General features: G+C 50.1%; 19 protein-coding genes. 15 read left to right on the top strand and 4 right to left on the bottom strand.

Translation table 11 applies throughout. From position 1 onward, the window contains the following. Positions 1–19: 19 nt before the first annotated feature. The 11 genes from BLW29_RS05835 (at position 20) to BLW29_RS31670 (ending at position 15,593) form a co-directional block, all read left to right on the top strand. On the top strand, positions 20–1,105 hold the full coding sequence (locus tag BLW29_RS05835; RefSeq protein WP_090977225.1) for a Gfo/Idh/MocA family protein: 1,086 nt from the start codon (positions 20–22) through the stop codon (positions 1,103–1,105). Positions 1,106–1,279: 174 nt separating this feature from the next. Next, complete coding sequence (locus BLW29_RS05830; RefSeq protein WP_177186500.1) at positions 1,280–2,290, top strand: LacI family DNA-binding transcriptional regulator; 1,011 nt, start codon at positions 1,280–1,282, stop codon at positions 2,288–2,290. 65 nt (positions 2,291–2,355) lie between these two features. Next, the gene (locus BLW29_RS05825) at positions 2,356–4,347 is read left to right on the top strand and encodes a right-handed parallel beta-helix repeat-containing protein (protein WP_090977221.1); all 1,992 of its coding nucleotides are present in this window, start codon (positions 2,356–2,358) and stop codon (positions 4,345–4,347) included. 35 nt (positions 4,348–4,382) lie between these two features. Beyond that, positions 4,383–5,741, top strand: a complete 1,359-nt coding sequence (locus BLW29_RS05820; protein ID WP_090977219.1) for an ABC transporter substrate-binding protein — start codon at positions 4,383–4,385, stop codon at positions 5,739–5,741. A gap of 82 nt (positions 5,742–5,823) precedes the next feature. Next, positions 5,824–6,774, top strand: a complete 951-nt coding sequence (locus tag BLW29_RS05815; protein ID WP_090977217.1) for a carbohydrate ABC transporter permease — start codon at positions 5,824–5,826, stop codon at positions 6,772–6,774. Between the two features lie 21 nt (positions 6,775–6,795). Then, positions 6,796–7,662 (top strand): carbohydrate ABC transporter permease, encoded by an 867-nt coding sequence (locus BLW29_RS05810; protein ID WP_090977216.1) that lies wholly within the window; start codon positions 6,796–6,798, stop codon positions 7,660–7,662. A 67-nt stretch (positions 7,663–7,729) separates the two neighbouring features. Beyond that, positions 7,730–9,571, top strand: a complete 1,842-nt coding sequence (locus BLW29_RS05805) for a glycoside hydrolase family 127 protein (RefSeq protein WP_090977215.1) — start codon at positions 7,730–7,732, stop codon at positions 9,569–9,571. A gap of 585 nt (positions 9,572–10,156) precedes the next feature. Continuing rightward, positions 10,157–10,693, top strand: coding sequence for an NAD(P)H-dependent oxidoreductase (locus BLW29_RS05800; protein ID WP_090977213.1), 537 nt, complete (start codon positions 10,157–10,159; stop codon positions 10,691–10,693). 48 nt (positions 10,694–10,741) lie between these two features. Continuing rightward, positions 10,742–11,407 (top strand): NAD(P)H:quinone oxidoreductase, encoded by a 666-nt coding sequence (gene wrbA / locus BLW29_RS05795; protein ID WP_371264683.1) that lies wholly within the window; start codon positions 10,742–10,744, stop codon positions 11,405–11,407. A 171-nt stretch (positions 11,408–11,578) separates the two neighbouring features. Further along, complete coding sequence (locus BLW29_RS05790) at positions 11,579–14,053, top strand: glycoside hydrolase family 38 N-terminal domain-containing protein (protein ID WP_090977208.1); 2,475 nt, start codon at positions 11,579–11,581, stop codon at positions 14,051–14,053. Between the two features lie 127 nt (positions 14,054–14,180). Continuing rightward, the gene (locus tag BLW29_RS31670) at positions 14,181–15,593 is read left to right on the top strand and encodes a phosphodiester glycosidase family protein (RefSeq protein ID WP_256208430.1); all 1,413 of its coding nucleotides are present in this window, start codon (positions 14,181–14,183) and stop codon (positions 15,591–15,593) included. A gap of 72 nt (positions 15,594–15,665) precedes the next feature. Here the strand turns inward: BLW29_RS31670 and BLW29_RS05780 are convergent, their stop codons facing one another. Next, positions 15,666–15,926 carry a hypothetical protein gene (locus BLW29_RS05780; protein ID WP_090977206.1) on the bottom strand — a complete coding sequence of 87 codons (261 nt, stop codon included), beginning with the start codon at positions 15,924–15,926 and terminating at the stop codon, positions 15,666–15,668. Positions 15,927–16,010: 84 nt separating this feature from the next. Then, a complete protein-coding gene (locus tag BLW29_RS05775) occupies positions 16,011–16,307 on the bottom strand; it encodes a DUF3055 domain-containing protein (RefSeq protein ID WP_177186499.1) in 297 nt (98 codons plus the stop codon). Between the two features lie 251 nt (positions 16,308–16,558). Between BLW29_RS05775 and BLW29_RS05770 the strand changes: the two genes are divergently transcribed. Then, the gene (locus BLW29_RS05770; RefSeq protein WP_090977204.1) at positions 16,559–17,572 is read left to right on the top strand and encodes an HRDC domain-containing protein; all 1,014 of its coding nucleotides are present in this window, start codon (positions 16,559–16,561) and stop codon (positions 17,570–17,572) included. 2 nt (positions 17,573–17,574) lie between these two features. On the opposite strand, the gene BLW29_RS05765 is transcribed toward BLW29_RS05770, so the two are convergent. Beyond that, on the bottom strand, positions 17,575–18,579 hold the full coding sequence (locus BLW29_RS05765; protein WP_090977202.1) for a zinc dependent phospholipase C family protein: 1,005 nt from the start codon (positions 18,577–18,579) through the stop codon (positions 17,575–17,577). A gap of 153 nt (positions 18,580–18,732) precedes the next feature. On the opposite strand from BLW29_RS05765, the gene BLW29_RS05760 reads away from it, so the two are divergent. The 3 genes from BLW29_RS05760 to BLW29_RS05750 all read left to right on the top strand — a co-directional run bounded on the left by BLW29_RS05760 (position 18,733) and on the right by BLW29_RS05750 (position 21,592). Further along, complete coding sequence (locus tag BLW29_RS05760) at positions 18,733–19,194, top strand: chemotaxis protein CheX (protein WP_090977200.1); 462 nt, start codon at positions 18,733–18,735, stop codon at positions 19,192–19,194. Between the two features lie 109 nt (positions 19,195–19,303). Beyond that, positions 19,304–20,077: an SDR family NAD(P)-dependent oxidoreductase gene (locus BLW29_RS05755; protein WP_090977197.1), complete on the top strand. Its 774-nt coding sequence runs from the start codon at positions 19,304–19,306 to the stop codon at positions 20,075–20,077. Positions 20,078–20,101: 24 nt separating this feature from the next. Continuing rightward, the gene (locus BLW29_RS05750; protein ID WP_090977195.1) at positions 20,102–21,592 is read left to right on the top strand and encodes a DEAD/DEAH box helicase; all 1,491 of its coding nucleotides are present in this window, start codon (positions 20,102–20,104) and stop codon (positions 21,590–21,592) included. 93 nt (positions 21,593–21,685) lie between these two features. Here the strand turns inward: BLW29_RS05750 and BLW29_RS05745 are convergent, their stop codons facing one another. Beyond that, positions 21,686–22,684, bottom strand: a complete 999-nt coding sequence (locus BLW29_RS05745) for a Delta(5) desaturase DesA (protein ID WP_090977193.1) — start codon at positions 22,682–22,684, stop codon at positions 21,686–21,688. Between the last annotated feature and the right edge of the window lie 313 nt (positions 22,685–22,997).

The raw sequence follows: 22,997 nt of genomic DNA, 5'->3' as shown, positions 1-22,997 counted from the left end.
AAATAGGAGGAGATGAAGCATGGAAGGACATGGACGTTTTACACCAATCGGCCGCCAGTACGGCATAGGCATTGTCGGTCTCGGCGAAGGTAAGGGACTTGTAAAAGGATTGGCCGGTCATCCGGAGCTGAAGGTAGTCGCGGTATGTGATGCGAACGAACAGCTTGCAGAAACAATCGCTCGGCAATATGCGGTTCCTCACTTTTACAGCTCCCTTGAGGCAATGCTGGCTCGCGAGGATATCGATTTTGTCGCGATCTATACGCCGGATCAAATGCATTTCACCCATATTCGCCAATCGTTCGAAGCGGGCAAACATGTGCTTTGCACGAAGCCGCTCGTCAATTCGATGGAAGAAGCAAGGGAAGTACTTGCCTATGTGCGGGCTAATCCCGAGCGTCAGCTTATGGTTGGCCAAAGCTCGCGTTTCTTCGGCCCAATGCAGCATCAGCGCGAGGCCTATGAGGCGGGCAAGCTTGGTACGCTCAGCTTCGCGGAAACGCAATATGTGCATGACATGCGCTGGTTTTACAATGAACGGGCATGGGCACGAGAAGGCGGCTTTGATCTTCTGTTCGCCTGCTGCTCGCATCCGGTAGACCTTATTCGCTGGTACATGGGCGATGTGGAAGAGGTTTCGGCGTACAGCAGCCAATCGGATATTGCGATTGCCAGCGGGTTTGACGGTCACGACACATTCGTCATCAATTTGAAATTCAGAAGCGGCAAAATCGGACGCGTGCTGGGCCTTTACGGCTTAGAGCATCTGCACCAGACTCGCCCTTGGATTGAGGTCGCCTTGTACGGGACGAAGGGAACCTTCATCGGCAAATACCCTCAGCTGGAAGCGCAGATCAAGTACGAAGGCGAGAAGGAACGGACAGAACACTACTTTGAGGATATTTATCACTATTTTCAGTTTGAAGGCGTGAATCATCATGCTGGCGAGTTTGTGAACTATACCGAGCATTTTGCAAGGAACTTGCACCAGGGAACGCGAGCGATGCCGGATGCGGAGGACGGTTTCCAAACGATCGCGACGCTGGAAGCCATTCGTCAATCCATCCGTACAGGGAGTCCTGTTCGCGTAGAAGGACGAAGTTAATACCGCTCTGCAATCCTTTCTGCAATCGATTGCAAAATAACCGTTGCAGGAATTAATGCAATCGATTACAATAACTTTTAGACAGGAAGTGTAAACGTTTGCAGGTGAAGTTGTGAAGTTTTGCAATCGATTGCAAAGCATTGGAATAAATGAACCATGAGAGGGGTGAAGTCAGTGGTAAGCATATACGATATTGCCAAGGCGGCAGGCATGTCCGCAGCTACGGTCTCTCGGGCACTTGCCGACAACGATAAGATTAGCCGCAATTCTCGTGAACGCATTCAGCGGATTGCAGAGGAGATGGGCTACCGCCCGAATTTACTGGCACGCAATTTCAGACAGAAGTCCTCCTCGATGATCGGATTGATCACGGACGATGTATCCGATGAATTGAGCGGCATGATTGCCAAGGGAGTCGAACATGCGCTGCGTGAGAGCGGGTTCAGCATGCTGGTCTGGAATGTGCATCATGATTCGGAGAATGAGCAGTCCGCCATTGATTACTTCGCGGATATGCAGATGGATGGCGTTATTCTGGCGGATTCCACACTTGATGCACTTGCCGAAGTGCCTACCACTAAGCTGCCTTTCGTGCTCATCAACAGATATAGCAGTGCCGAGGAGCCTGTCAGCATCGTGTGTACGGACGATTTTGCCGGCGGACATGATGCGACTGACTACTTGATTAAACTGAATCACCGTAAGATTGCTTACATAAACGGACCTGAAGATTGGTATTCCAGTATCCGCCGATTGAATGGCTATACGGAAGCGCTGAATCAGAATCATATCCCGTTCCGCTCCGAATACGTGAAGCACGGCGATTGGTTCGAGGACAGCGGCTACCGACTGGCGCTCGAGCTATTCCGCTCCGAAGATCCGCCAACAGCCGTATTTGCCGCGAACGACATGATGGCTATCGGCATCATCGATGCCGCAAGAGAATGTGGTCTTCGTGTTCCGGAAGATGTTTCGGTGATGGGCTACGATGATCGGACGATTGCGAGATATGCACGGCCAAGACTGACAACCATTTCGCTGCCGATGTTCGAAGTCGGCTTTATCGCTGGCAAAGTGCTTTGCGAAATGATCACGACCGGCCATATGCCGGATGGGAAAACGGCGAAGCAGCTTGTAAGAGGAAACGTCATAGAGCGTGAAACGACGGCGCCTCCGAAGGGATAGCGGCAGGAATTCGATTGGTATGATAGCGATTATTTCACTCCAGATACGGGGGCGTAAATTACAAGATGACGAAAGTAATTCAGCCATATGCCGGCATGATTATTACCGAAGACGTTGTTTTCGAGCCGGGTGAATATAGCTTTCCAAACAGTAAAGGCTTGATTATCGCAGCAAACGGCATCACGGTTGATGGCAACGGAGCCATCATTCGCGGACGCGGCAAGATCGGCAACATTCATTCCTACGATGGTACAGGGCTTTATTCCAACGGATATCACGGGGTAACAGTCAAAGGCTTGGAGCTGCATGGATTCAAGACAGGTATGAAAATAACGAACGGTTCCGGCTGGGTAATCGAAAACAATGACCTCTCGGATAATTACACGGACCCTGACTATGGATGGGGTGATGGGGAGTCTGTTGGCGCGTTGATGCTAGAACGTGTCTCGGATAGCGTAATCGCCGGAAACAGAGGCAACCGAGTGTGGAACGGCCTGGATTTGAAATATGCGGAACGCAATCGGATTACAGGCAACATCTTCTCCCATTGCACGAACGTCTGCCTGAAGCTATGGGGTTCGTCTCAAAACGAAATTGATGGCAATGTAATGAGCTACGGTATTCGAATCGCACCGGGAGAGGTACATGCAAGAGACTCGACCTCGGTGCTGATCGAAAGCGGCTCCAATGATAACCGGATTTTGAATAATGACTTTACATATGGCGGTGACGGCGTATTCATCCGATCCTTGAACGGATTTGTCAGCACCGGAAACTATTTCGAAGGCAATGATGCGTCCTATGCTCACAACAACGCTTGGGAAGTATGGGATCCGGGCAACGTTTTTGTCCGCAATAAAGGTAACCACTCTAGCTACGGATTCTGGCTTGGCGGCTCTTGCCATGCTGTTCTGATCGAGAATGAGGCTGCTTATAACGGTTTGAGAATCGCGAACGCACCGGAGAAATTCGGAAATGCAGGCATTGCAGTCGTGAATGGCTCCAGCAGTCATTTCACGATGCGGCGCAATCGAATTCACCACAATAAGAGCGTCGGGCTTGCTATCGGATACAAAGAAGGCTACGAAGCCAGTCATTGGATCATCGAGCAAAATGAAATAACCGACAACGACACGTACGGTATCTATATGAAGCATGCGAAGCAGCTCTATATAGTAGGGAACCGTATCACCGGTAACGGTAGCGGCGACATCCATCAAGACATTAACGTGTCAGACGTGATCGTCGGTGAAGCGGAGGGAGAGCCTCCAATCGCCAGAGCCGATCTATTGACGGAGCGACCGCGTGCGAGATATGCCGTCCAATTCGATGCTACCGCAAGCCGGGATGCATCCGGGGGCAGCCAGCTCACTTATCGCTGGGATATGGGAGACGGCACGATTAGGGAAACGGCGAAAGTAGAGCACATTTATGAGCAGGCGGGCTTCTACCGTGTAGGCTTGACCGTCATCGGAACAAACGGTACAGCGGATCTGGACTGGATTGACCTGAATGTGCTGCATGCGGCAGAACAAATCAAGCATCGCGTAGATGTGAACCAAGCGCTGCTGGCCGCAGTTGTTCCGAATCATTCGGCTGTTCTCACTAGGAGCGACGATCAGACGCGCTCTGGTGAGGGACAAGCCTTGCAGCTGCAAGCAGCATCGTCGCTTGTGAGACTTCAGCTTCCGATTCCGGCCGAGACTTCTGCGCTAGCTTTGTCGCTGAACGGAAGTGAGCTCAGCTTCTGGATCAAGTTCTCGCATGAAACATGGGGCGGTTTCCCGTCATCCGCGTTTACCGTAAGGCTGAAGCAGAATGACAGCCAATATGTGCAATGGGTGTCCGCTCGTCCGCTCTTTGAATGGACGCAGATTGCTTCCGAAGCCAGATCTGGCTGGTCGAACATTCGTACCCCGCTTACCGGTGAGCAAACCGGTTGGGTGCAAAGTCATGCCGGTCATCCTGACTTGAATGAGCTTAGCCGACTTGAGCTACAGATCGCTTCTTGCGGAGGGAACTTTACGGTTCTGTTCGACGAGATCGTGTTTGTATAAAACAGAATTTCATTATATAAGGGGAGTGAAAGTAGATGGAGAAGTGGAAAGGTTATATGTTGGCATCGGTAGTAGGAGCTACGACGCTGCTTGCCGGCTGCGGAAGCAACAATGCTGAGAACGCAAATACGTCCAGCACAGATTCGAATGCAGCAACTACGAATGCAAATGCAACGAATGCGGATTCGCAAGAGAAATTCGAGCTGCGTGTTTCATCCGGCGCAGCTGTAGAAGAAGCTAAAGCCGAACAAGCAGCGATCGATGCGTTTATGAAGAAAAATCCGAACATTACCGTCAAATATGAACCGATTCCAGGCGATGACGCAACGCAGAAGCTGTTGTCTTCCATCGCAGCCGGCAATGCGCCGGACGTATTCCTGATTGACTCTGTATTACTGCCGCAATTTATTGACAATAATGCATTGCTTGACCTGGCTCCGTTTACACAAACCGATACTGAATTCAACAAAGACGTCTGGTTCGAGAACGTGTATAACATCGGCGTTCGCGGCGACAAGCTGTACGAGTTCCCACGCGGCTTCACGCCAATGGTCGTGTATTACAACAAAGATGTATTTGATAAAGCGGGCGTAGCTTATCCGAAGGATAACTGGACCTGGCAGGACTTCCTGGATACGGCTAAGAAGCTGACTAAGGATGAAGACGGCGATGGCAAAACCGACATTTACGGTATGTCCGCTGACCCTTACTTCTACAAATCCATTCCATTCGTATGGCAAAACGGCTCTGACGTGCTCGATAAGGATGGCACAACCGCTGATGGTTATCTGAATAGCCCGGCTACGGTAGAAGCTTGGCAGATGTACACAGATCTCGTGAAGCAGCAAGTTTCCCCGACACCGTCGGTGAAGAAAGCTTTTGGCGATCTGTGGTTCCAATCCGGTAAAGTAGCGATGCAAGTATCCGGTCACTGGACGCTTCTTGGAATCAACGATACGGTGGAATCCGGCAAATTCGATATCAGCAAGCTTGGTGTCGTTGGTCTGCCTCGCAATAAAGAACGCGTTTCCGTTATGTACGAAGCAGGCTGGGGCGTAGCTTCTTCAACGAAGCATCAGGAAGCAGCTTACAAGCTTGCAAAATTCATGTCCGAATCGGTTGAAGGCCAGAAGGGCCGCGTTGAATCGGGACTGGAATTGTCCGCTGTGAAATCGGTGCAAGAAGAGTATGCGAAGGACAAGCCGATTGAGCAAGTGTTCGTAGACGAAGTGCAATATGCACGTCAGCCATGGGGCTCGATCCATCCGAAATGGGCCGAAATCGAAACTCAAATCGATAAGGCGCTTGAGCAAGTTGTCGTAAACGGCATCTCTGTGAAAGAAGCGATGGATTCCGCTGTACCGAAGATTGATGCCATCATTAAAGACGAATAACTTATAAGCTGCGCAGGTCGGGGGATTGGAGAAATTCCGCTCCCCCGATTTCTGTTATGCGGCTAAGAAGGAGGAAACAGCAGTGGAATCGGCCTCCCAATCGTATGTGCCGTCTGAGAAGCTGGCTAAACCAAGCTTTTGGAAGAAACTGAGGGGACATGCAGTAGGCGACGATAAGCCTATCGGTTATTTGTTCATCTTGCCTGCCTTTATTCATCTCGCCGTATTTACATTAATTCCGATTCTATTCTCTCTCTATCTCAGCTTCCACAAGTGGAGCATTCTGAAGCCGGCGAAACCATTCGTTGGGCTGAAAAACTATATCAAGATGTACCATGATAGTGACTTCTGGCATGCGATGGTCAATACGTTTTATTTTGTATTCGGAAGTGTTCCTACGGGAATTGCAGTCTCTCTACTCGTAGCGCTTGTGCTGAATCGCAAAATGAAAGGCGTGTATTGGTTTCGTTCGTTCTTCTTCCTGCCGGTTGTGTCCTCGACGGTAGCAATCGCGATGGTATGGCAATGGATATTACAGCCGGAGTTCGGGCTGTTTAATTATTTGCTAGGAAAGATTGGTATTGATGGTCCCAAATGGTTGATGGATCCCAAATGGGCGATGATTGCCGTTATTATTGTGACCGTCTGGAAAGGGATCGGCTATCAGATGATCATCTTCCTGGCCGGATTGCAGGGCATTCCTGAGCATTTATACGAAGCGGCACGTATCGACGGAGCGAATAAATGGCGGATTTTCTGGTCAATCACGCTTCCGCTGCTCATGCCGACGGTCTTCTTCCTCACAGTGACGACCATAATCGGCTCATTCCAGGCGTTTACGGTTATCTACATGCTGACAGAAGGCGGGCCGGTTGGCTCGACAGATGTGGTGGTGTATCACATTTATGAGCAAGCTTTCCGGGTATTTAATATGGGGTACGCATCCGCACAATCATGGCTGCTATTCTCGATTATTTTCATCATTACGATCATTCAAGTGAAATTCATGAAGAAATTCAATTATGAGCATTAAGCCGGGAGGGAGGATAAACCGATGGCCACGATAACAAGTACGGGTAATAGCAGCAAAATAGCAAAACCAGGGCAGCTGTTCGCAGACATCTTCACGTACGTCGTACTGGGAATCGTCAGTTTAACGATGCTGGTTCCGTTTCTATGGATGATTTCCACTTCGTTGAAACCGGAATATTCCGTGTTCGAGTTTCCGCCGAAATTCATTCCGAGCAGTTGGTTGTTCGAGAACTACATGAGCATTTTCAAAGCGGCACCGTTCTTGCGGTTTCTCTACAATACAGTCTTCGTAACGATGAGTGTTGTTATCGGGCAGGTGATATTCTGTTCACTGGCTGCCTACGCCTTCGCAAGGCTGCCGTTTAAAGGAAGCAACGCAATCTTTGTCCTGTTCCTCGCGACCATGATGATTCCGTCGCAGGTCACGACGATCCCGACTTATGTCATGATTTATAAATTCCACTGGTTGGACACCTATGCAGCTCAGATTATCCCTTTCCTCAGCAGTGCATATGGAATCTTCCTGCTGAAGCAGTTCTTCCACAGCCTGCCCAAGGAAACCGAGGATGCGGCGCGAATCGATGGCTGCAGTGAGTTCCGGATTTACTGGAACATCATTCTCCCTTTGTCGCAGCCGGCAATTGCCACATTGTCGGTGTTTACGTTCATGGGCGTCTGGACCGATTTCTTGTGGCCGATGCTCGTCACGAATACGGTTGAGATGCGTACGCTCGAGGTGGGATTGTCTGTATTCCGCAACCAATATACTACGAATTGGCCGCTTCAGATGGGCGCGTCGCTGCTCGTTATTTTCCCAGTGCTGCTCGTTTTCTTGTTTACGCAGCGCTACTTTGTACAAGGGATCTCATTGACGGGGATGAAGGGCTAGTCGAATAGCCGGCATGAATCCCTCGCTAACCAATTCCACTACCTGAATCGAAGGAGTCGTAGCCGGTATGACAGTACTGAAAGAATTAGCGTTACCGTACCAAACGTTGACAGCAATTCCGTTCACGAACGTTTCCATCGAGGATCGTTTCTGGAGCAGTCGGATTAAGGCGACACAGAAATCGACGATTACAGCATGTCTGGCCCAGTGCGAGGCAACAGGCCGAATATCGAATTTCGCCAAAGCCGGAGGCCTTGAGGAAGGCGGCTTTGTGGGGATTTTCTATAATGATTCCGATGTCTACAAGGTGTTGGAAGGAATCGCTTATTCCCTATTGATTGAGCACGATGAGGAGATGGAAGCGCAAGCTGACCGAATTATCGAGCTCATCGCTGCGGCGCAGCAAGAGGACGGTTATTTGCAAACCTACTTTACACTTGCCGAACCGGAGAAGAAATGGACCGACATGAATAAGCATGAGGAGTACTGTGCCGGTCATATGATCGAAGCAGCGATTGCTTATAAACAGGCCACTGGCAAAAGATTGTTTCTTGATGTAGCCATTCGTGTAGCGGATCATATCGATTCTTTGTTTGGACCGGGCAAGCGCCACTGGGTTCCGGGTCACCAGGAAATCGAGCTGGCCCTTGTTAAATTGTACGTCGAAACAGGGGAAGAGCGTTACTGGAAACTGGCTTATTGGCTGCTGGAGGAACGCGGTCACGGCCATGGCGTCGGCTATAGTTGGGATCGTTCAGATTGGGGTGCCGCTTATTCGCAGGATGACGTACCTGTACGGGATATATCGAGTGTAACCGGTCATGCCGTACGTGCGATGTACATGTATGCAGGGATGACGGACGCTGCCATGCTGAGCGGTGATCAAGGTTACATAGAGGCACTGAATCGTATTTGGTCTAATGTCGTCGACCGGAATATGTATGTAACAGGCGGCATTGGCCCTTCTCGACATAATGAAGGGTTTACGGCAGATTATGATTTGCCTAACGACAGCGCCTATTGCGAGACATGCGCATCGATCGGGATGGTGATGTGGAACCATCGGATGAATTTATTGCATGGGGATTCGAAATACGCAGACATCGTGGAGCGGGCGATGTATAACGGTTCGATTGCCGGCGTCTCCTTGTCCGGCGATAAGTTCTTCTATGTCAATCCATTGGAGTCAGACGGGACACATCACCGAGTACCATGGTACGACTGCTCTTGCTGTCCGACGCAGATTGCTCGGTTCATTCCGTCCATTGGCGGCTATGTTTATGCGACCCGAGGCAACGACATCATCGTCAATCAATTCGTGGAAGGAACCGGCCGACTTTCCTTGCAGGCTGGGGAAATTACGCTGCGTCAAGTAACGGAGTATCCATGGAATGGTCGAATCAAACTGCGCGTGGAAGAAGGAGAAGCAGGAGCATACGGCATTCAACTGCGTATCCCGGCATGGTGCAAATCCTACAGGTTGTCGGTCGGAGGTCTGGAAGTCGCTGATGCCCAAATCGTGAAAGGCTATGTTCGTTTGCAACGCGAATGGAAGCCGGGAGACGAAATTACGCTTGAGCTGACAATGCAGATCGAGCGCGTTTACTCGCATCCGCTAGTCCTGGCCAATGAGGGGAAAGTCGCGCTGCAGCGCGGTCCGCTCGTGTATTGTATAGAAGAGATCGATAATGCAAGCTATGACGCACTACGCGTAACAGCCGCTACTCGGTTCCGTACCGTATATGAGCCGGAGCTGCTGCAAGGGGTCGTAGCCGTATACGCCGAAGAACCGAGCGGTGATCAAAACTTCAAGGCGATTCCTTATTATGCGTGGGATAATCGGGATGCCGGCCAAATGAAAGTATGGCTGCCGGAGAAAACAGACGAAACTCGGCTTTATCGTTCATAGTATAGGTGAAGGAAAGCAATTCTACTTGGGCTGAGTCAGCTGAGTGGATTGCTTTTTTTCATATGATCGTGAAATGTTGCATAACCTGCAACATTTCTGTAGGTATGCTATGTGAAGCGTGAAAGTGTTGCAATTTATGCAACATTTTATCTCAATTTAGCCCTGGGTAGCCCGATTTCAATGGAAATGTTGCATATCGTGCAACATATGTGGAGCTAGGAAGCTGATACGGCGAAAATGTTACCTTTTATGCAACAAATGCCGGTCCCTATCAACTTCGACTCCACTTCCGGAACAAACGGTTCCTTTGCCATCCGAATGAGAAGATTTGGATGTTGACAGACTATCTACTAAAAGATAGAATAGCAAACATGGACAAGGCAATATGAAATAAAACGGAGAAGATAGTGATTATAACTCGGTTGCTTGTGCGGGCATCTGGGATTGTGGTTAGTGTTGCCGGCATCGGGCACTCTGTTAGTATTATGCGGATGCTTATGCGGGCATCTGGAATATCCACTTCTATCTACTTTAACTATCTTTCAATAGGTAGAAACACAAACCCAACAAGGAGATGAACCATTAATGAAAACCTTAATCATCGTTACTCATCCGAACATTGAAGCATCCAACTGGAATAAAGCTTGGTTGAAGGCCGTTCGAGATGAAGGTGATATTACGATTCATGAGTTATATAAGGAATATCCCGACGAGAATATCGACGTTCCGAGGGAGCAGAAATTGATTGAAGACCATGATCGGATTATTTTTCAATATCCCCTGTACTGGTACAGCTCGCCGCCGCTATTGAAGAAATGGTTCGATAAAGTATTGCTGTATAACTGGGCTTATGGACCCAATGCTACCAAAACGACAGGGAAAGAAATCGGCGTAGCTATTTCCACTTATGGCACGACCGAGTCATTCCAACCAACAGGGTTCAATCGCTTTACCTTGGAAGAAATCCTGCGTCCGATAGAGGCGCTTACCGAATTTATCAGTGCTACTTACCTGCCTCACTTCTCGCTGAATGATACCTCTGACGTAACGAATGAACGGTTAGCTCAGAGCAGCATTGATTATGTGCATTATCTTAGAACAGTGAAGCCTGCTCAGCGATAATTGCAACTCAGATAGTAAATTATGAATGTAATCTGGAGGGATAATACAATGAGTTTTTTGCAAAAATTATTCAATAAGGGGACCACACCAATGACATCATCAAAAGTAAATGTAGCCATTATTTATTACAGTTCAAATGGAACGAACTATCAATTAGCGCAATGGGCAGCTGAAGGTGGCCGTCAAGCCGGAGCAGATGTGAGAATTGTAAAAGTACCGGAAACAGCGCCTCAGTCGGTTATTGATACGAACCCAGCTTGGAAAAGTCATCTTGAGGCAACTAAAGATGTTCCGACTGTTTCGCTTGACGACGTGGAATGGGCGGATGTTATTATCTTCAGTATGCCCACTCGATTCGGTAATCTTCCGGCCCAAATGAAACAGTTCCTCGATACAACCGGCGGACTATGGTTCCATGGGAAAACAGTGAATAAAGTCGTGAGTGCCATGACTTCTGCTCAGAATCCGCATGGTGGACAAGAACAAACCATTCTTCAGCTGTACACTTCCATGTACCACTGGGGTGCGATCGTGGTCGCTCCCGGATTTACGGATCCATCCGTATATGTTGCCGGAGGAAATCCTTATGGCACGAGCGTAACCGTAGATCAAGACGGTGCAATGAAGGAAGACGTTCGCGCTGCTGCTGAACATCAAGTCAAACGTAATGTGGCGGTAGCCAGAGCGTTAAAGAGCGGATTTGCAGCACAATAAGCATGTACAATGAAATGGAATGAAGAACAAACAATCCTATATGGCTGATAGCAGCCATAGGATTGTTTTTTTGTTATATACAACTTTGCCATTGTAAGGTATCGTAAGTTTGAAAGGAACATAATTTGTTTCTAACAAACATCGGTACGATCGATCTGGGAGGATGAACGGATGGCCAAGCTTCACTTGCTAAGCAATGCGCATTTGGATCCCGTATGGCAGTGGGAGTGGGAAGAGGGGGCTGCCGCCGCAGTGTCTACGTTCCGCGCCGCCGCTGAATTTTGCAGGGAATACGATGGGTATGTGTTCAATCATAATGAAGCGATTCTCTACAAATGGATTGAGGAATATGAGCCTGAATTGTTCGAGGAAATTCAAGAACTGGTACGCTTAGGCAAGTGGAACATCATGGGCGGATGGTATCTTCAGCCGGACTGTAATATGCCTTCAGGGGAATCGATCGTGAGGCAGATGCTGCATGGCAGAGTTTATTTCTCAGAGAAATTCGGCGCAAGGCCGACTACGGCAATCAACTTCGATTCTTTCGGACATTCCCGCGGTTTAGTGCAGCTCATGCGCAAAGCCGGTTACGATTCTTATCTGTTTATGCGTCCCGATGATCATACGGTTGGCCCGGAGCGGGAGTTTAGATGGATTGGATTTGACGGTTCCGAGGTGATGGCTCACCAGACCTATTTCTATAATACCCTTATGGGCCAAGCGCGTAAGTCCATCGAGAACTGGCTTAGCACTCATGAAGGCAAGCCGCTTGGCCTGATGTTATGGGGGGTTGGCAATCATGGAGGCGGCCCTTCCCGCATCGATTTAGACGAAATCGGCAAGCTGATGGAAGCGCGGAGCGATGTTCAAATCGTACATTCATCACCGGAGCACTATTTTGCAGAGCTGGCTGATCAGGCGGCAGAATTGCCGTGCCATACGAATGATTTGAATCCGAGGTTTGTCGGTTGTTATACGTCCATCATTCGAATTAAGCAGAAGCATCGTTTGCTCGAGAATGAGCTCTATGTAACGGAGAGAATGCTCTCCGCAGCGGCAATTGCCGGCAAACTGACCTACCCAAGAGAGGAATTGCAGCAGGCAACCTATGATCTGCTCACTGCTCAATTCCATGATATATTGCCAGGCTCGTCGGTACAGCCTGCCGAGGATGCATCCCTTCGTCTGCTCGGACATGGGCTGGAAATCGTCTCGAGGCTGAAGGCGAGAGCCTTCTTCGCATTAGCAGCCGGACAACCGAAGGCAGAGGAAGGCGAATATCCGATTCTTATCTATAACCCGCATCCATTCCCGGTAAACGGTGTGTTTGCTTGCGAGTTTATGCTGGCGGATCAGAACTGGAAGGACGAATTCTCGATGCCTGTCGTCTATCAAGACGGCAAGAGAATTCCTTCTCAGCCCGAGAAGGAGCACAGCAATATTAATCTGGATTGGCGGAAACGTGCCGTGTTCTATGCGGAGCTCGCGCCATCTTCGATGAATCGCTTCGATTGCCGGATAGAGATGCTCCCTGCCAAACCTCAGCCGCAGCTTGAAGTCGACAAGCAAGCCATTCGATTCTCGAACGGTCGAATGGAAGCTGTTATCAATACAAGTACAGGCTTGCTTGATGCTTATCTGGTGGATGGTGTTTCGTACGTAAAGGAACGTGCATTCCAGCCGATCGTTGTTGCTGATAATGAGGATCCATGGCGGATGGATACGAACCGGTTTGAGCCGGATATCGGTTCGTTTCAACTGATGGATAAGGGAGCAGGCTCTGATTTCTCCGGCTTGCGCCATGCATTGCTGCCATCCGTTCGGGTTGTCGAAGACGGAGCTGTGCGCACCGTAGTGGAGGCTGTTCTTGCTTATCAGAATTCCCGGCTGGTTCTTACGTACAAACTCCCTAAACACGGCAGCGAGCTTGAAGTGCATGTACGGGTGTTCTGGAATGAAAAGGACAAGATGCTGAAGCTGTCCATTCCAACGATGTTCTCGGATGCTGAGTATATCGGTCAAACGGTGTATGGTGTGCAGTCGCTGGATACGACAGGACAAGAAGCCGTGGCGCAGAAGTGGACCGCTGCTCATTCGGCACAGCAGCAGGCTGCCTTGACCTTAATTAATAATGGGACCTATGGTTCAGACTTCAGAGATGGCGCCATTCGTCCAACGCTGCTGCGCAGCCCAGGATACACGACTCACCCGATTATGGATCGCCCGCTTATTGTGCAGGATCGTTTCTCTCCGCGCATTGATCAAGGGGAACGGGAGTTTACATACTGGCTGAACGGCGGTGCTGCGAATGAGCGCCTTGACGCGATCGATCGTGAGGCGGTTCAGCGTAATGAGGCACCGTACGCGTTGTCTTTCTTCCCATCCGGCCGCGGAGAGAAAGTAAAGCCGCTTGTAATATTGAAGGATGATGTCGTTCAACTGGGAGCCTTCAAGCAAATGGAACGCAGTGATGATTATGTGCTTCGCCTGTTCGAGCCAACCGGAAATCCACGAGAGACGGAAGTGGAGATTCCGATGCTTGGCATCACTTGCAAGGTTGTGCTTGCAGCGTTTGAGGTGAAGACCTTCCGTGTTTCTGTAAGTGAGGGGACGATTACGGAAGCATCGCTCATGGAAGAGGATTAAAGCTGCATGGAAAAAAGGTAGCCCGAAATCGGAGTTTCTCCGATTTCGGGTTTTTCTATCTTCATTATCAAGAGGAGAAGACCGAAAAAGAACTCAAGATCAACAGTCAGAGGAGAAAGTAACCGTGATGAAGAGTAAAGTCGTACGAGTATGGACGGCAAGTGTGCTGCTGACAGCAGCAATGGGATTGGCAGGCGGGATGGTGTGGGCGACGGATCAGTCTGTCTTAACGCCAAGCGTAAACAATTTCGAGGCAACTCAGAAGACGACAACAGTGCAGATCACCTACGGGAAATCAGCGTCTATTACCTTGCCGATTGGAACGCAGCTTCCGGTTGGCGATAAGCTGCAGCTGTCGCAGTCGGTGGAGCTGGAATATACAACGGGGAATCCGTCCATTGCTAAAGTGAATGCAAGGGGTGTTCTTATCCCGGTATCGCCAGGTACGACGACGCTGACCATCCGTGTCTCTTCTGCCGAGCCGTACACAGGACAATTAAAGCTGCCTGTTACCGTGTCCAAGGCACAGCCGGTCACGTTAGCCTTCAAGCCGAAGCTTGAAGTTCGCCGAATCAAGCTGGGCAGCTCAAGCTTTACGGTACAAACCGTTACCATTCCCAAAGGAATGACCGCCGCAGTCGGCTTTGCGAATAGCCGAGTCGGCTCTACGCAGCCGCTTGCCGGAATCGCTTCGAATTATCGGGCAGCTATAGCAATAAACGGCACATTCTTCGATGCGTATACCGATGTTCCGGACCCCTACGGGCATTTAATCAGCGGCGGAATGGCTGAACATATCGGCAACCGAGGGACGACAATCGGGTTCAAATGGGATGGCAGCGCCGTTATGGATTCGCTGCGCATGAGTATTCGCGGCACCATTGTCCGCAAGGACGGGCGTACAGCTTCATGGTATGCCTACTTTATGAATCGCAAACCAACGGGCAGTGCATCTGCAATTTTATTTACGCCAAAACGGGGCAAAATGCTTGGCTTTGCAGCGGATACAGCTGTAATCGTACGAAATAACATGGTGACAAGCGTTCGCCATGGCATTAATGTTTCAATCCCTGCTGACGGATATGTGCTTGTTTTCCAAGGAAACGAGAAAGGGCAAGCAGAGCGATTCGAAGCGGGCGCACGCGTGAATTACGCGATCAATCTGACGAACATGCAGGGGAAGCAGCTGGATTGGAGCGGTGTTCATACAGCGGTTGGGGCAGGTCCGAGATTGGTGACGAACGGTGCTGTGTCTTTGAATCCTGCCGCAGAAGGCTTCAAGGATCCAAAGATTCTCTCGGGAGGCGGCGCGCGCAGCGGCATCGCCATTGGCAAGGACGGTTCAATTCTGCTGGCAACCGTACCCGGTGCAACGATGAAGCAGTGGGCACAGGTGATGGTGAAGCTGGGTGCTCAGCAGGCGATGAATCTGGACGGGGGAGCCTCCTCCGGACTTTGGTTTCAAGGGAAAACCATTACAGCTCCGGGCCGCGAGTTAAGCAATGCGCTATTATTCGGTCAGCAGCTAAAATGGGAATAGAGCACAAAATGAGAAAACCCGCCAGAGAAGGAGAGTGCTTCCTTCTCTGGCGGGTTTTCTGTGTGAGAGTGATTAAGGCTCATCCATTGCATCCGGATAAACGTCCTCACCGGGGTAGTCACGGTATATGCCTGCATGCAGCTCGCGGTTCTCGTAATCAAATCGATTCGGCGGCCGTTGATCGACTCGCCACGGTTTGCTTTTGCTAAGCGATTCGGACACAATCTTCGAACCATACGGTCCATCGGGAAACTCTTGTGCATTGAGATCGTTCCGCTGAGATTCGACCGACTTCAAATCGGTATAGGGCTGACGGTTTTCTTTCATAAACATGCAGATTCCTCCTGCGGCGGCTATTGGTTAAATAAAAGAAAAGGCGGGAGCCCTTTCTTCATGACCGTTACAGTGTACCCGAGGTCAGTCGGTAAAATGCACCGTTCCCACCACAAATTCTAAAAATTGTTTAAGATCGGCTGCCTCTTCTTCCGTTAATTTAAACGTGAATTCCAGGTAGCCTTCTTCGTCCAAATCGTCTTGACCGATGATTGCGGTCTTTCCGCTTTGCAGTTCTGTGATCAGCTTCTTGCCGTAGAAACGGTTGGTAGTCATAATAGCCAGATCGAACCGCTTCAGGTTCGGCGTTATAAAAGTAACGAAGCGAGTTGTTGTTTGCTCCGTCGTATCGGACATAAAATCATAATCAGGCAGCAGCATTTCGTGTTCCTCCTTTATTCTGCATCTATCATAGCATTCCACTCTGCGGCGGGGCAATCAGGCTTACAGCCATGTATTGGAAAATTGGCTCTTGTCATGCTTAGACGGCTATGCTATGATTTGGGCAATCAAATCATTGCATCGTGAGGAAGCACCTCTTTCGCCATACCTATGGCGTGAGAGGTGCTTTTTTTTGTTTTCCGGTGCTTCGGCTTTTGATTAAACTACATTTCAGGTGGAGGTGGGCCTGCATGCAGGTCGTATTTTTGAACACATTTGAAAAAGCAGGGCAAGACAACAGCCGTGCGGAACAAGCACAGTTGTCCATTTGCGAGCAAAACGGTGTATGGTCGGTTATTTGGACGGAATCGTATGTAAACGGGCAGGAAGAGCAGCAAGCCGTTTGGTTTGAAGGCGGCTCGTGGGAAGAAATGATGACGGCATTCCGCCATGGCATTGCCGTTCAGATGGGTGAAGGATATACGCCGTTGATCGATGGGATGCTGGAGGAACGCCGTGGTCAGGATGGGCTGGGCAGTTTGTATTCCATGATTCAATGTTATGGGGAAATGAACACCGATCCTGTTCTGTTCGAAGCACTTCGCGAATGGCGCCGCTTGAAAGCGGTAGAGGGGAAGAAATCCGCCTATCTGATTGCATCCAATCGGATGCTCTGGATGATCAGCAGTTTTGTGCCGCATCAGCCTGAAGAGCTACTGCAAATACCCGGATGGGGCGAGACGAAGCAGGCTGCATACGCAGAAGAAGTGCTTGCCATTACGCGGACACATGAGCGTCAAAGAAGCTTTCCGCTGGACTGGGTATCTGCCGCAATTGATCCTAAGGTCTACATTAAGTGGGTATATAAGCAGAAGGAAAACAAGTATAAATCGCAGATGGATCGCCAGCAGGAGAAGCAGAAGCTGCTTCGCGGAATAGCCGAGGGCAACTCCTTAGAGGGTCTGCTCGCTCAGACCGATCTGCCTCGCAGAGATCTCATGGAGCGTATTGAGAAGCTGGAGACAGAAGGGTACGATATAGAGCCGCTTATCGAGCGAGAGCTGGAATCGATGCCGGAATCGGAGCAACAGCTAGTCTGGGATGCGATGATTGCAGTCGGTGACCGTTATCTGAAGCCGGTGCTGCAGCGTGTGTATGGAGAAGAAGCGGTGCAAGGTAAGGGGAAATCGCTTGATCTGATCTATGATCGGTTAAGATTGATTCGCCTTCGTTATCGCCGAATGAAGATCAATCAAGTATCTTAGAATCAAATCGTCGACCAGATCGGATCTTCGAATTGAATGGATGCCCCGCAGTCACAAGAAAGTCCTGTTTCGTAGGAGCGGTTGCCTATTAATTGAACGACCGCTTCTCGGAGCTGATGTTTGGAGGGGGAAGGGATTTCGCTGCTGCCAAGAATCGGCTCCAGCGGGTCTTGCTCTCGAAGCCATGCCAGAATCGCACTTATGACCGCTGTCGCTTCTGTCAAAGCAACATCCCACAAATCCCAAACGCTCTCCGTATGGAGCGTATGCCCATCGACCGGGTCCAGCCAAGGCGCATTGGACTCGTTTAATATATCTAGTTGCAAAGAATCGCGTTTATAGACGAAAGGTTCGATTTGACGAAACGTAAGCAAGCGTCTGATTCCGGTAGGATCATAGAATAACCGCTGCGCCGCAATCATGTCACGCATGGCGCCGGTCCAGTGTTCACGGCGTATGAGCGGAGCAAGCTTCGGATAATGTACGGCAGCAATCTGCTCGAACGCATCCACTACGGAAGCGGGCAGATCCCCTTTATTGTTAATTTCGCGCCATACCTCAGTCTTCCACGTTTCTGCTCCAAGCAGCTTGCGAACGATACATGTATCCATGATGACTTCAAAGCGTTGATGATCCCATTTGCGAGAGCCGGAACGGCTAAAGACGTAAGGATGCATGACACGATCCAATAAATGATGCAGCACAAAACCGAGCGTATAGACAAGCGCATCGTCTCTCGCGGCAGCATCTGCATCCGATGTACTATCCAGAGCATCCAATAAGTCCAGAAGTACGGGGCCGCAGTGGAATTGATGCATCTCGCTCCCGAGCTGACTCATCGTTTTGCCTCTCTGCCAAGGCAGGAAGTGATGATAGAATAGAAAATCCGGGCCCTGACAGCCCATATTAAACATATTTTTTCGGTGCGGTGCAGCAATTAGATGCTGTTCACCAAGCACTTGCAGGCATTGCTGCCCGAATAAAAAATGAGTCCATACATTCGGCACGGTTATCCTCCCTGAGACTCTTGTTCGACGCATTTCTACAAATCTTTAAACTTTTGCTCCAATTGAGTAGTATACTTGACCTAACAATTCTTGTATAATCATTGGTAAAGACGAATGCCATCGAATTAAGTCGAAAAGGGGCGCTACCTCACGATGAAGGCTGAATATATTAATCCCTTCTTAGAGTCCGCTAAAATTGTCATCGAACAAGTTATCCAAATTCGGCCTTCCACTGGTCAACTCGGTGTGAAAGAAGTTAAATTCACCCACGATTATATTTGGATACAAATTGGTATAAACGGTCAAATGAATGGCGATATTGTATTTGGATTAAGTGAAGAAGTAGCTCTTAAAATGGTGTCGGCTATGATGGGCGGATACATTATTTCGGAAATGGATGAGATGGGCAAAAGCGCAATATCGGAGCTTGGCAACATGATTAGCGGTAATGCCAGCACGATGCTCTTCAATCAAGGCGTTCGCGTCGATATTACCCCTCCGAAGCTGGTACTTTCATCGCAGGCGACTGATTTTAAAGTATCGAAAGCGTTAACCATTCCGCTGATTATGGATGGAATCGGAGAGCTGGACATTCAGGTACTAATTGCATCGTAACACGATTCGAGCTCCCAGTGGAGCTTTTTTTCGTGTTTAGGGCCCTAAGTAGCGGTCCTATTTTGCCTATTTGTACCTGTTGCAGTAAACTGAAAGTCAGGTGATCACGATGTTGGATGGGAAAATTGTACTTATTACCGGTGCGGCGAGCGGGTTAGGCGCGGAAACGGCCAAATTGCTGGCGGCAGCCGGGGCGATTCCGATCCTTACCGGACGACGGCTGGATAAGCTTCGCGAGGCAGCGAACGCGGTCGGAGGCCGAAATGGCTGCTATAAGATGGACGTAACCGACAATGATGAAGTTGAGCGCGTGGTGCAGCAAATCGCGAAGGATTTCGGCCGGATCGATATTCTGCTCAACAATGCGGGTTATGGGGTATTTGAGTTGTTTGCGGATGCTCCGATCGAGCGATTCCAAGAGATGATGGATACGAACTATATGGGCATTATTCGATGTACCAAGGCAGTGCTGCCTATTATGCAAAAGCAAGGCGGGGGCCATATTATTAATGTCGCCTCTATGGCTGGGAAGCTTAGCACTTCGAAGTCATCCGGCTATGCGGCAACCAAACATGCCGTTCTTGGGCTGACTAATGCGATGCGATCGGAATTTGCTTCGATGAATATTTATGTATCGGCGATTAATCCGGGGCCGATTGATACCCCTTTTCTACATATAGCAGACCCGCAAGGTCATTATGCGAGCAAAGTACAAGGCTTTATGCTGAAGCCGGCGCGTGTGGCGGAAGTGATTGTGCAAGTGATGAAACGGAGAAAGCCGGAAGTGGACTTGCCGCGGTCGGCATCCATCGGCATTCGGATTTATGGATTATTTCCGCGTTTGGCAGACAGGCTCGCAGGGCGCTGGCTGAATCGGAAATAGGATAGCAAGCAGATGAGGAGTTTGATGAACGTGACATGGGAAACCTTGCAGCTGCATCCGCAGCTGGTAGAAACACTGATTTCGAATCAAATTGAGAAACCGACCCCGGTACAAGCGGCAACGATACCGGTTCTGTTAGCAGGGCAAGATGTATCTGCCAAATCACAGACCGGGACGGGTAAAACGCTTGCGTATATGCTGCCCGCGCTTCAACGTGTGGATGTGACCAAGCAGGATGTGCAGGTTATGGTGCTTGCGCCGACGCAGGAGCTGGCGATGCAGATTTTCCGAGTTGCCGAAATTTACGGTGAAGCGATTGGCGTGAAGACGCAGCAGCTCATTGGAGGCGCATCGATGCAGCGTCAAGTCGAGAAGCTTCGGCAGCATCCGCATGTTGTCGTTGGTACACCTGGACGGATCCATGAACTTGTGAAATCCGGTAAGCTGAAGCTGCACCATATCCGGCTCGTCATTATCGATGAAGCGGATCAGGTGTTTAATCTGGGCTCGACAGTCGAGGTGGAAACGCTGCTGCGGGGCATGGTTCGCGATCGGCAGATTGCGTTCTTCTCGGCAACAAGGCCGCAGGCGATGGTTGATGTGGAAGCACGCTGGATGCAGGATCCGCAGCGCGTGGACGTGACGGCCGATCAGAATGCGGGCAAGCAGGTAAAGCATTATTTTGTCGTATGTGAACGCCGGGACAAAGCCGATACCGCGAGGAAGCTCATTCGGATGCTGAAGCCTGCTGCTGCGCTGCTGTTCATTAACGAGACCGATGAAATTGCCAATTATGAAGCAAAGCTGAGCTATGAAGGGTTTAGCGTCGAGACGCTGTATGGCGATGCGGACAAACAGAAGCGTGCTTCGACGCTGACTCGTTTCCGTGAAGGCCGTCTACAATTGTTGGTGGCAACGGATGTAGCTGCCCGCGGACTCGATATTGTGGATTTGCCCTTGGTTGTGCATCTTGATCCGGCATTGGATGCGGATCATTATGTCCATCGCTCCGGTCGTACGGGCCGGATGGGCAAGCCGGGCACGGTCATCTCCATTGTGACGCGCAATCAGCTGTTCATTATGGATAAGTTCCGTAAGCAGCTTGGTATTGAGCTGCAGGAGAAAACGATGTCTCACGGGAAGCTGTGGAATCCCGGTGAGGAGCAGGGCAGTCGCGGAGCGGGCTTTGGCGGAGCGAGCGCTGGAGCTGGGCGAAGCGGTAGTGGAGCCGGTGAGCGCGGAGCGGCGCGCGGCGCAGGAGCAGGCGCTCGCCCGGCGACGGCACCCGATTCGCGGCCTGCTGCGCCGAGCGTTCGCGGAAGCGCGGAAGCAAGTGGCTCCGGCGGCGAGCGAATCGGCGGAGCGGCGCCGGCCGGCCGGCCGGGGGCAGCTGCGAAGCCGGCAGCGAAGCAGGCGGTGAAGCCGACGAAGTCGAAGCGCGATCAAGAGCGCGAGCGCAAGAACAAAGGCGCACCGAAGTGGCTGAAAGCGAAGCGCGACGGCGAGCAGCAATAGATCGAGCAGCAATAGGTCGAAGCAAGGCCGCCTCCGATGCAGCATTATGATGCATCGGAGGCGGCCTTATTTGTGCTCGCTAGCGGCAATGGATTAGCCCGCCATACGCTGAAGGTCACGGAAGCTTACGAACGACTTGCTGTTTTCGTCCCACAAGTGGAAACGAAGCGACTTTAAACTCGTTCCAATCGTAATTGTGGTCGCCTTTTGCAGGGGAGGAGAGGCTTGATGGGCTTTCTCCAGGTGATAGTTCGGCACTTTCGGACTTAGATGGTGGACGTGATGGAACCCGATATTGCCCGTCATCCATTGCATCAGCTTCGGAAGCTTGTAATAAGAGCTTCCTTCGACGGCAGCTTGGACGAAGTTCCATTCCTCGTCTTGCTCAAAATAGGAATGCTCGAATTGATGCTGAACATAGAACAGCCATACACCCAGCAAGCCGGAGACGAAGAATATCGGACCCTGAATTAAGATAAAGGCTTGCCAGCCAACCGCCCAGGTCAATAAGGTATATAACGCAATTACGGAGGCATTCGTCAAATACGTATTCAAGCGCTCTTTGCGTTTTGCGCATTTGCGGTTGAACCGGTAGGTAAAGAGGAACACGAAGATCGGCCCGATAACGAACGTTACGAAAGGATGTCTATAGACGCGGTAGGCAAGTTTTCTGCGCAATGGAGCGGCGTTATATTCGTTGACTGTGAGTATCCACATATCGCCGGTTCCGCGCTTATCCAAGTTCCCGCTTGTGGCATGATGAATGGAGTGGCTTTGCTTCCATTGATGGTAGGGAAAGAGGGTCATCACGCCTAAGATGGTACCAAGGATATCATTGGCTTTACGGTTTCTAAAGAAAGATTGATGGCAGCAGTCGTGAAAAATAATGAACGTCCGTACTAAAAATCCGGCTGCGACGAGGGTCAGCGGAAGTGAGATCCAGTAGGATAAAGCAAGACTCGCATAGGCTGCGTACCAGAGGAGAAGGAGCGGACCCAGTGTATTGGCAAGTTGAATGAGGCTCGATTTCGTATGAGGTTTCTCGTATGGGGTGATCGATTGTTTCAATTGTGAGATTTTGACCTGGTTCATGAATGGCCTCCTAAGTTGCGATGCACGGCGGTATACCGTTCCTGGCACTAATCTTATTACGTATCGTTTCACGGGAAATCCGCCGCAGGTCCATTATTCACCACGACTCGGGGCGGGGAAGTCCGTTTCATATCGGAGTGGTGTTGCAGGCGTTCGGTGAGGTTGGACAAGAAAGGAGGTAGTTGATGGACATAATAAAAAGAGAATGCTGCATGACATGCAGGTCTGTTGATTAACCAGAATTTAGGTTACGGTAAGACGAAAAGGCTCGTCAAATAAACCGTCCATTCCAGTGGCAGATCATTTCTACTGT

Origin of the sequence: Paenibacillus sp. CF384 (genome assembly GCF_900106745.1) — a bacterium.
Classification (GTDB): domain Bacteria; phylum Bacillota; class Bacilli; order Paenibacillales; family Paenibacillaceae; genus Paenibacillus_Z.
This window is presented reverse-complemented; position numbering and strand designations above follow the sequence as displayed.

Coding starts and splice junctions, on each gene's coding strand:
- BLW29_RS05835 (WP_090977225.1), top strand. CDS start 20: ATGGAAGGACATGGACGTTTTACACCAATCGGCCGCCAGTACGGCATA.
- BLW29_RS05825 (WP_090977221.1), top strand. CDS start 2,356: ATGACGAAAGTAATTCAGCCATATGCCGGCATGATTATTACCGAAGAC.
- BLW29_RS05820 (WP_090977219.1), top strand. CDS start 4,383: ATGGAGAAGTGGAAAGGTTATATGTTGGCATCGGTAGTAGGAGCTACG.
- BLW29_RS05810 (WP_090977216.1), top strand. CDS start 6,796: ATGGCCACGATAACAAGTACGGGTAATAGCAGCAAAATAGCAAAACCA.
- BLW29_RS05805 (WP_090977215.1), top strand. CDS start 7,730: ATGACAGTACTGAAAGAATTAGCGTTACCGTACCAAACGTTGACAGCA.
- BLW29_RS05800 (WP_090977213.1), top strand. CDS start 10,157: ATGAAAACCTTAATCATCGTTACTCATCCGAACATTGAAGCATCCAAC.
- wrbA (WP_371264683.1), top strand. CDS start 10,742: ATGAGTTTTTTGCAAAAATTATTCAATAAGGGGACCACACCAATGACA.
- BLW29_RS05790 (WP_090977208.1), top strand. CDS start 11,579: ATGGCCAAGCTTCACTTGCTAAGCAATGCGCATTTGGATCCCGTATGG.
- BLW29_RS31670 (WP_256208430.1), top strand. CDS start 14,181: ATGAAGAGTAAAGTCGTACGAGTATGGACGGCAAGTGTGCTGCTGACA.
- BLW29_RS05780 (WP_090977206.1), bottom strand. CDS start 15,926: ATGTTTATGAAAGAAAACCGTCAGCCCTATACCGATTTGAAGTCGGTC.
- BLW29_RS05775 (WP_177186499.1), bottom strand. CDS start 16,307: ATGCTGCTGCCTGATTATGATTTTATGTCCGATACGACGGAGCAAACA.
- BLW29_RS05770 (WP_090977204.1), top strand. CDS start 16,559: ATGCAGGTCGTATTTTTGAACACATTTGAAAAAGCAGGGCAAGACAAC.
- BLW29_RS05760 (WP_090977200.1), top strand. CDS start 18,733: ATGAAGGCTGAATATATTAATCCCTTCTTAGAGTCCGCTAAAATTGTC.
- BLW29_RS05755 (WP_090977197.1), top strand. CDS start 19,304: ATGTTGGATGGGAAAATTGTACTTATTACCGGTGCGGCGAGCGGGTTA.
- BLW29_RS05750 (WP_090977195.1), top strand. CDS start 20,102: ATGAACGTGACATGGGAAACCTTGCAGCTGCATCCGCAGCTGGTAGAA.
- BLW29_RS05745 (WP_090977193.1), bottom strand. CDS start 22,684: ATGAACCAGGTCAAAATCTCACAATTGAAACAATCGATCACCCCATAC.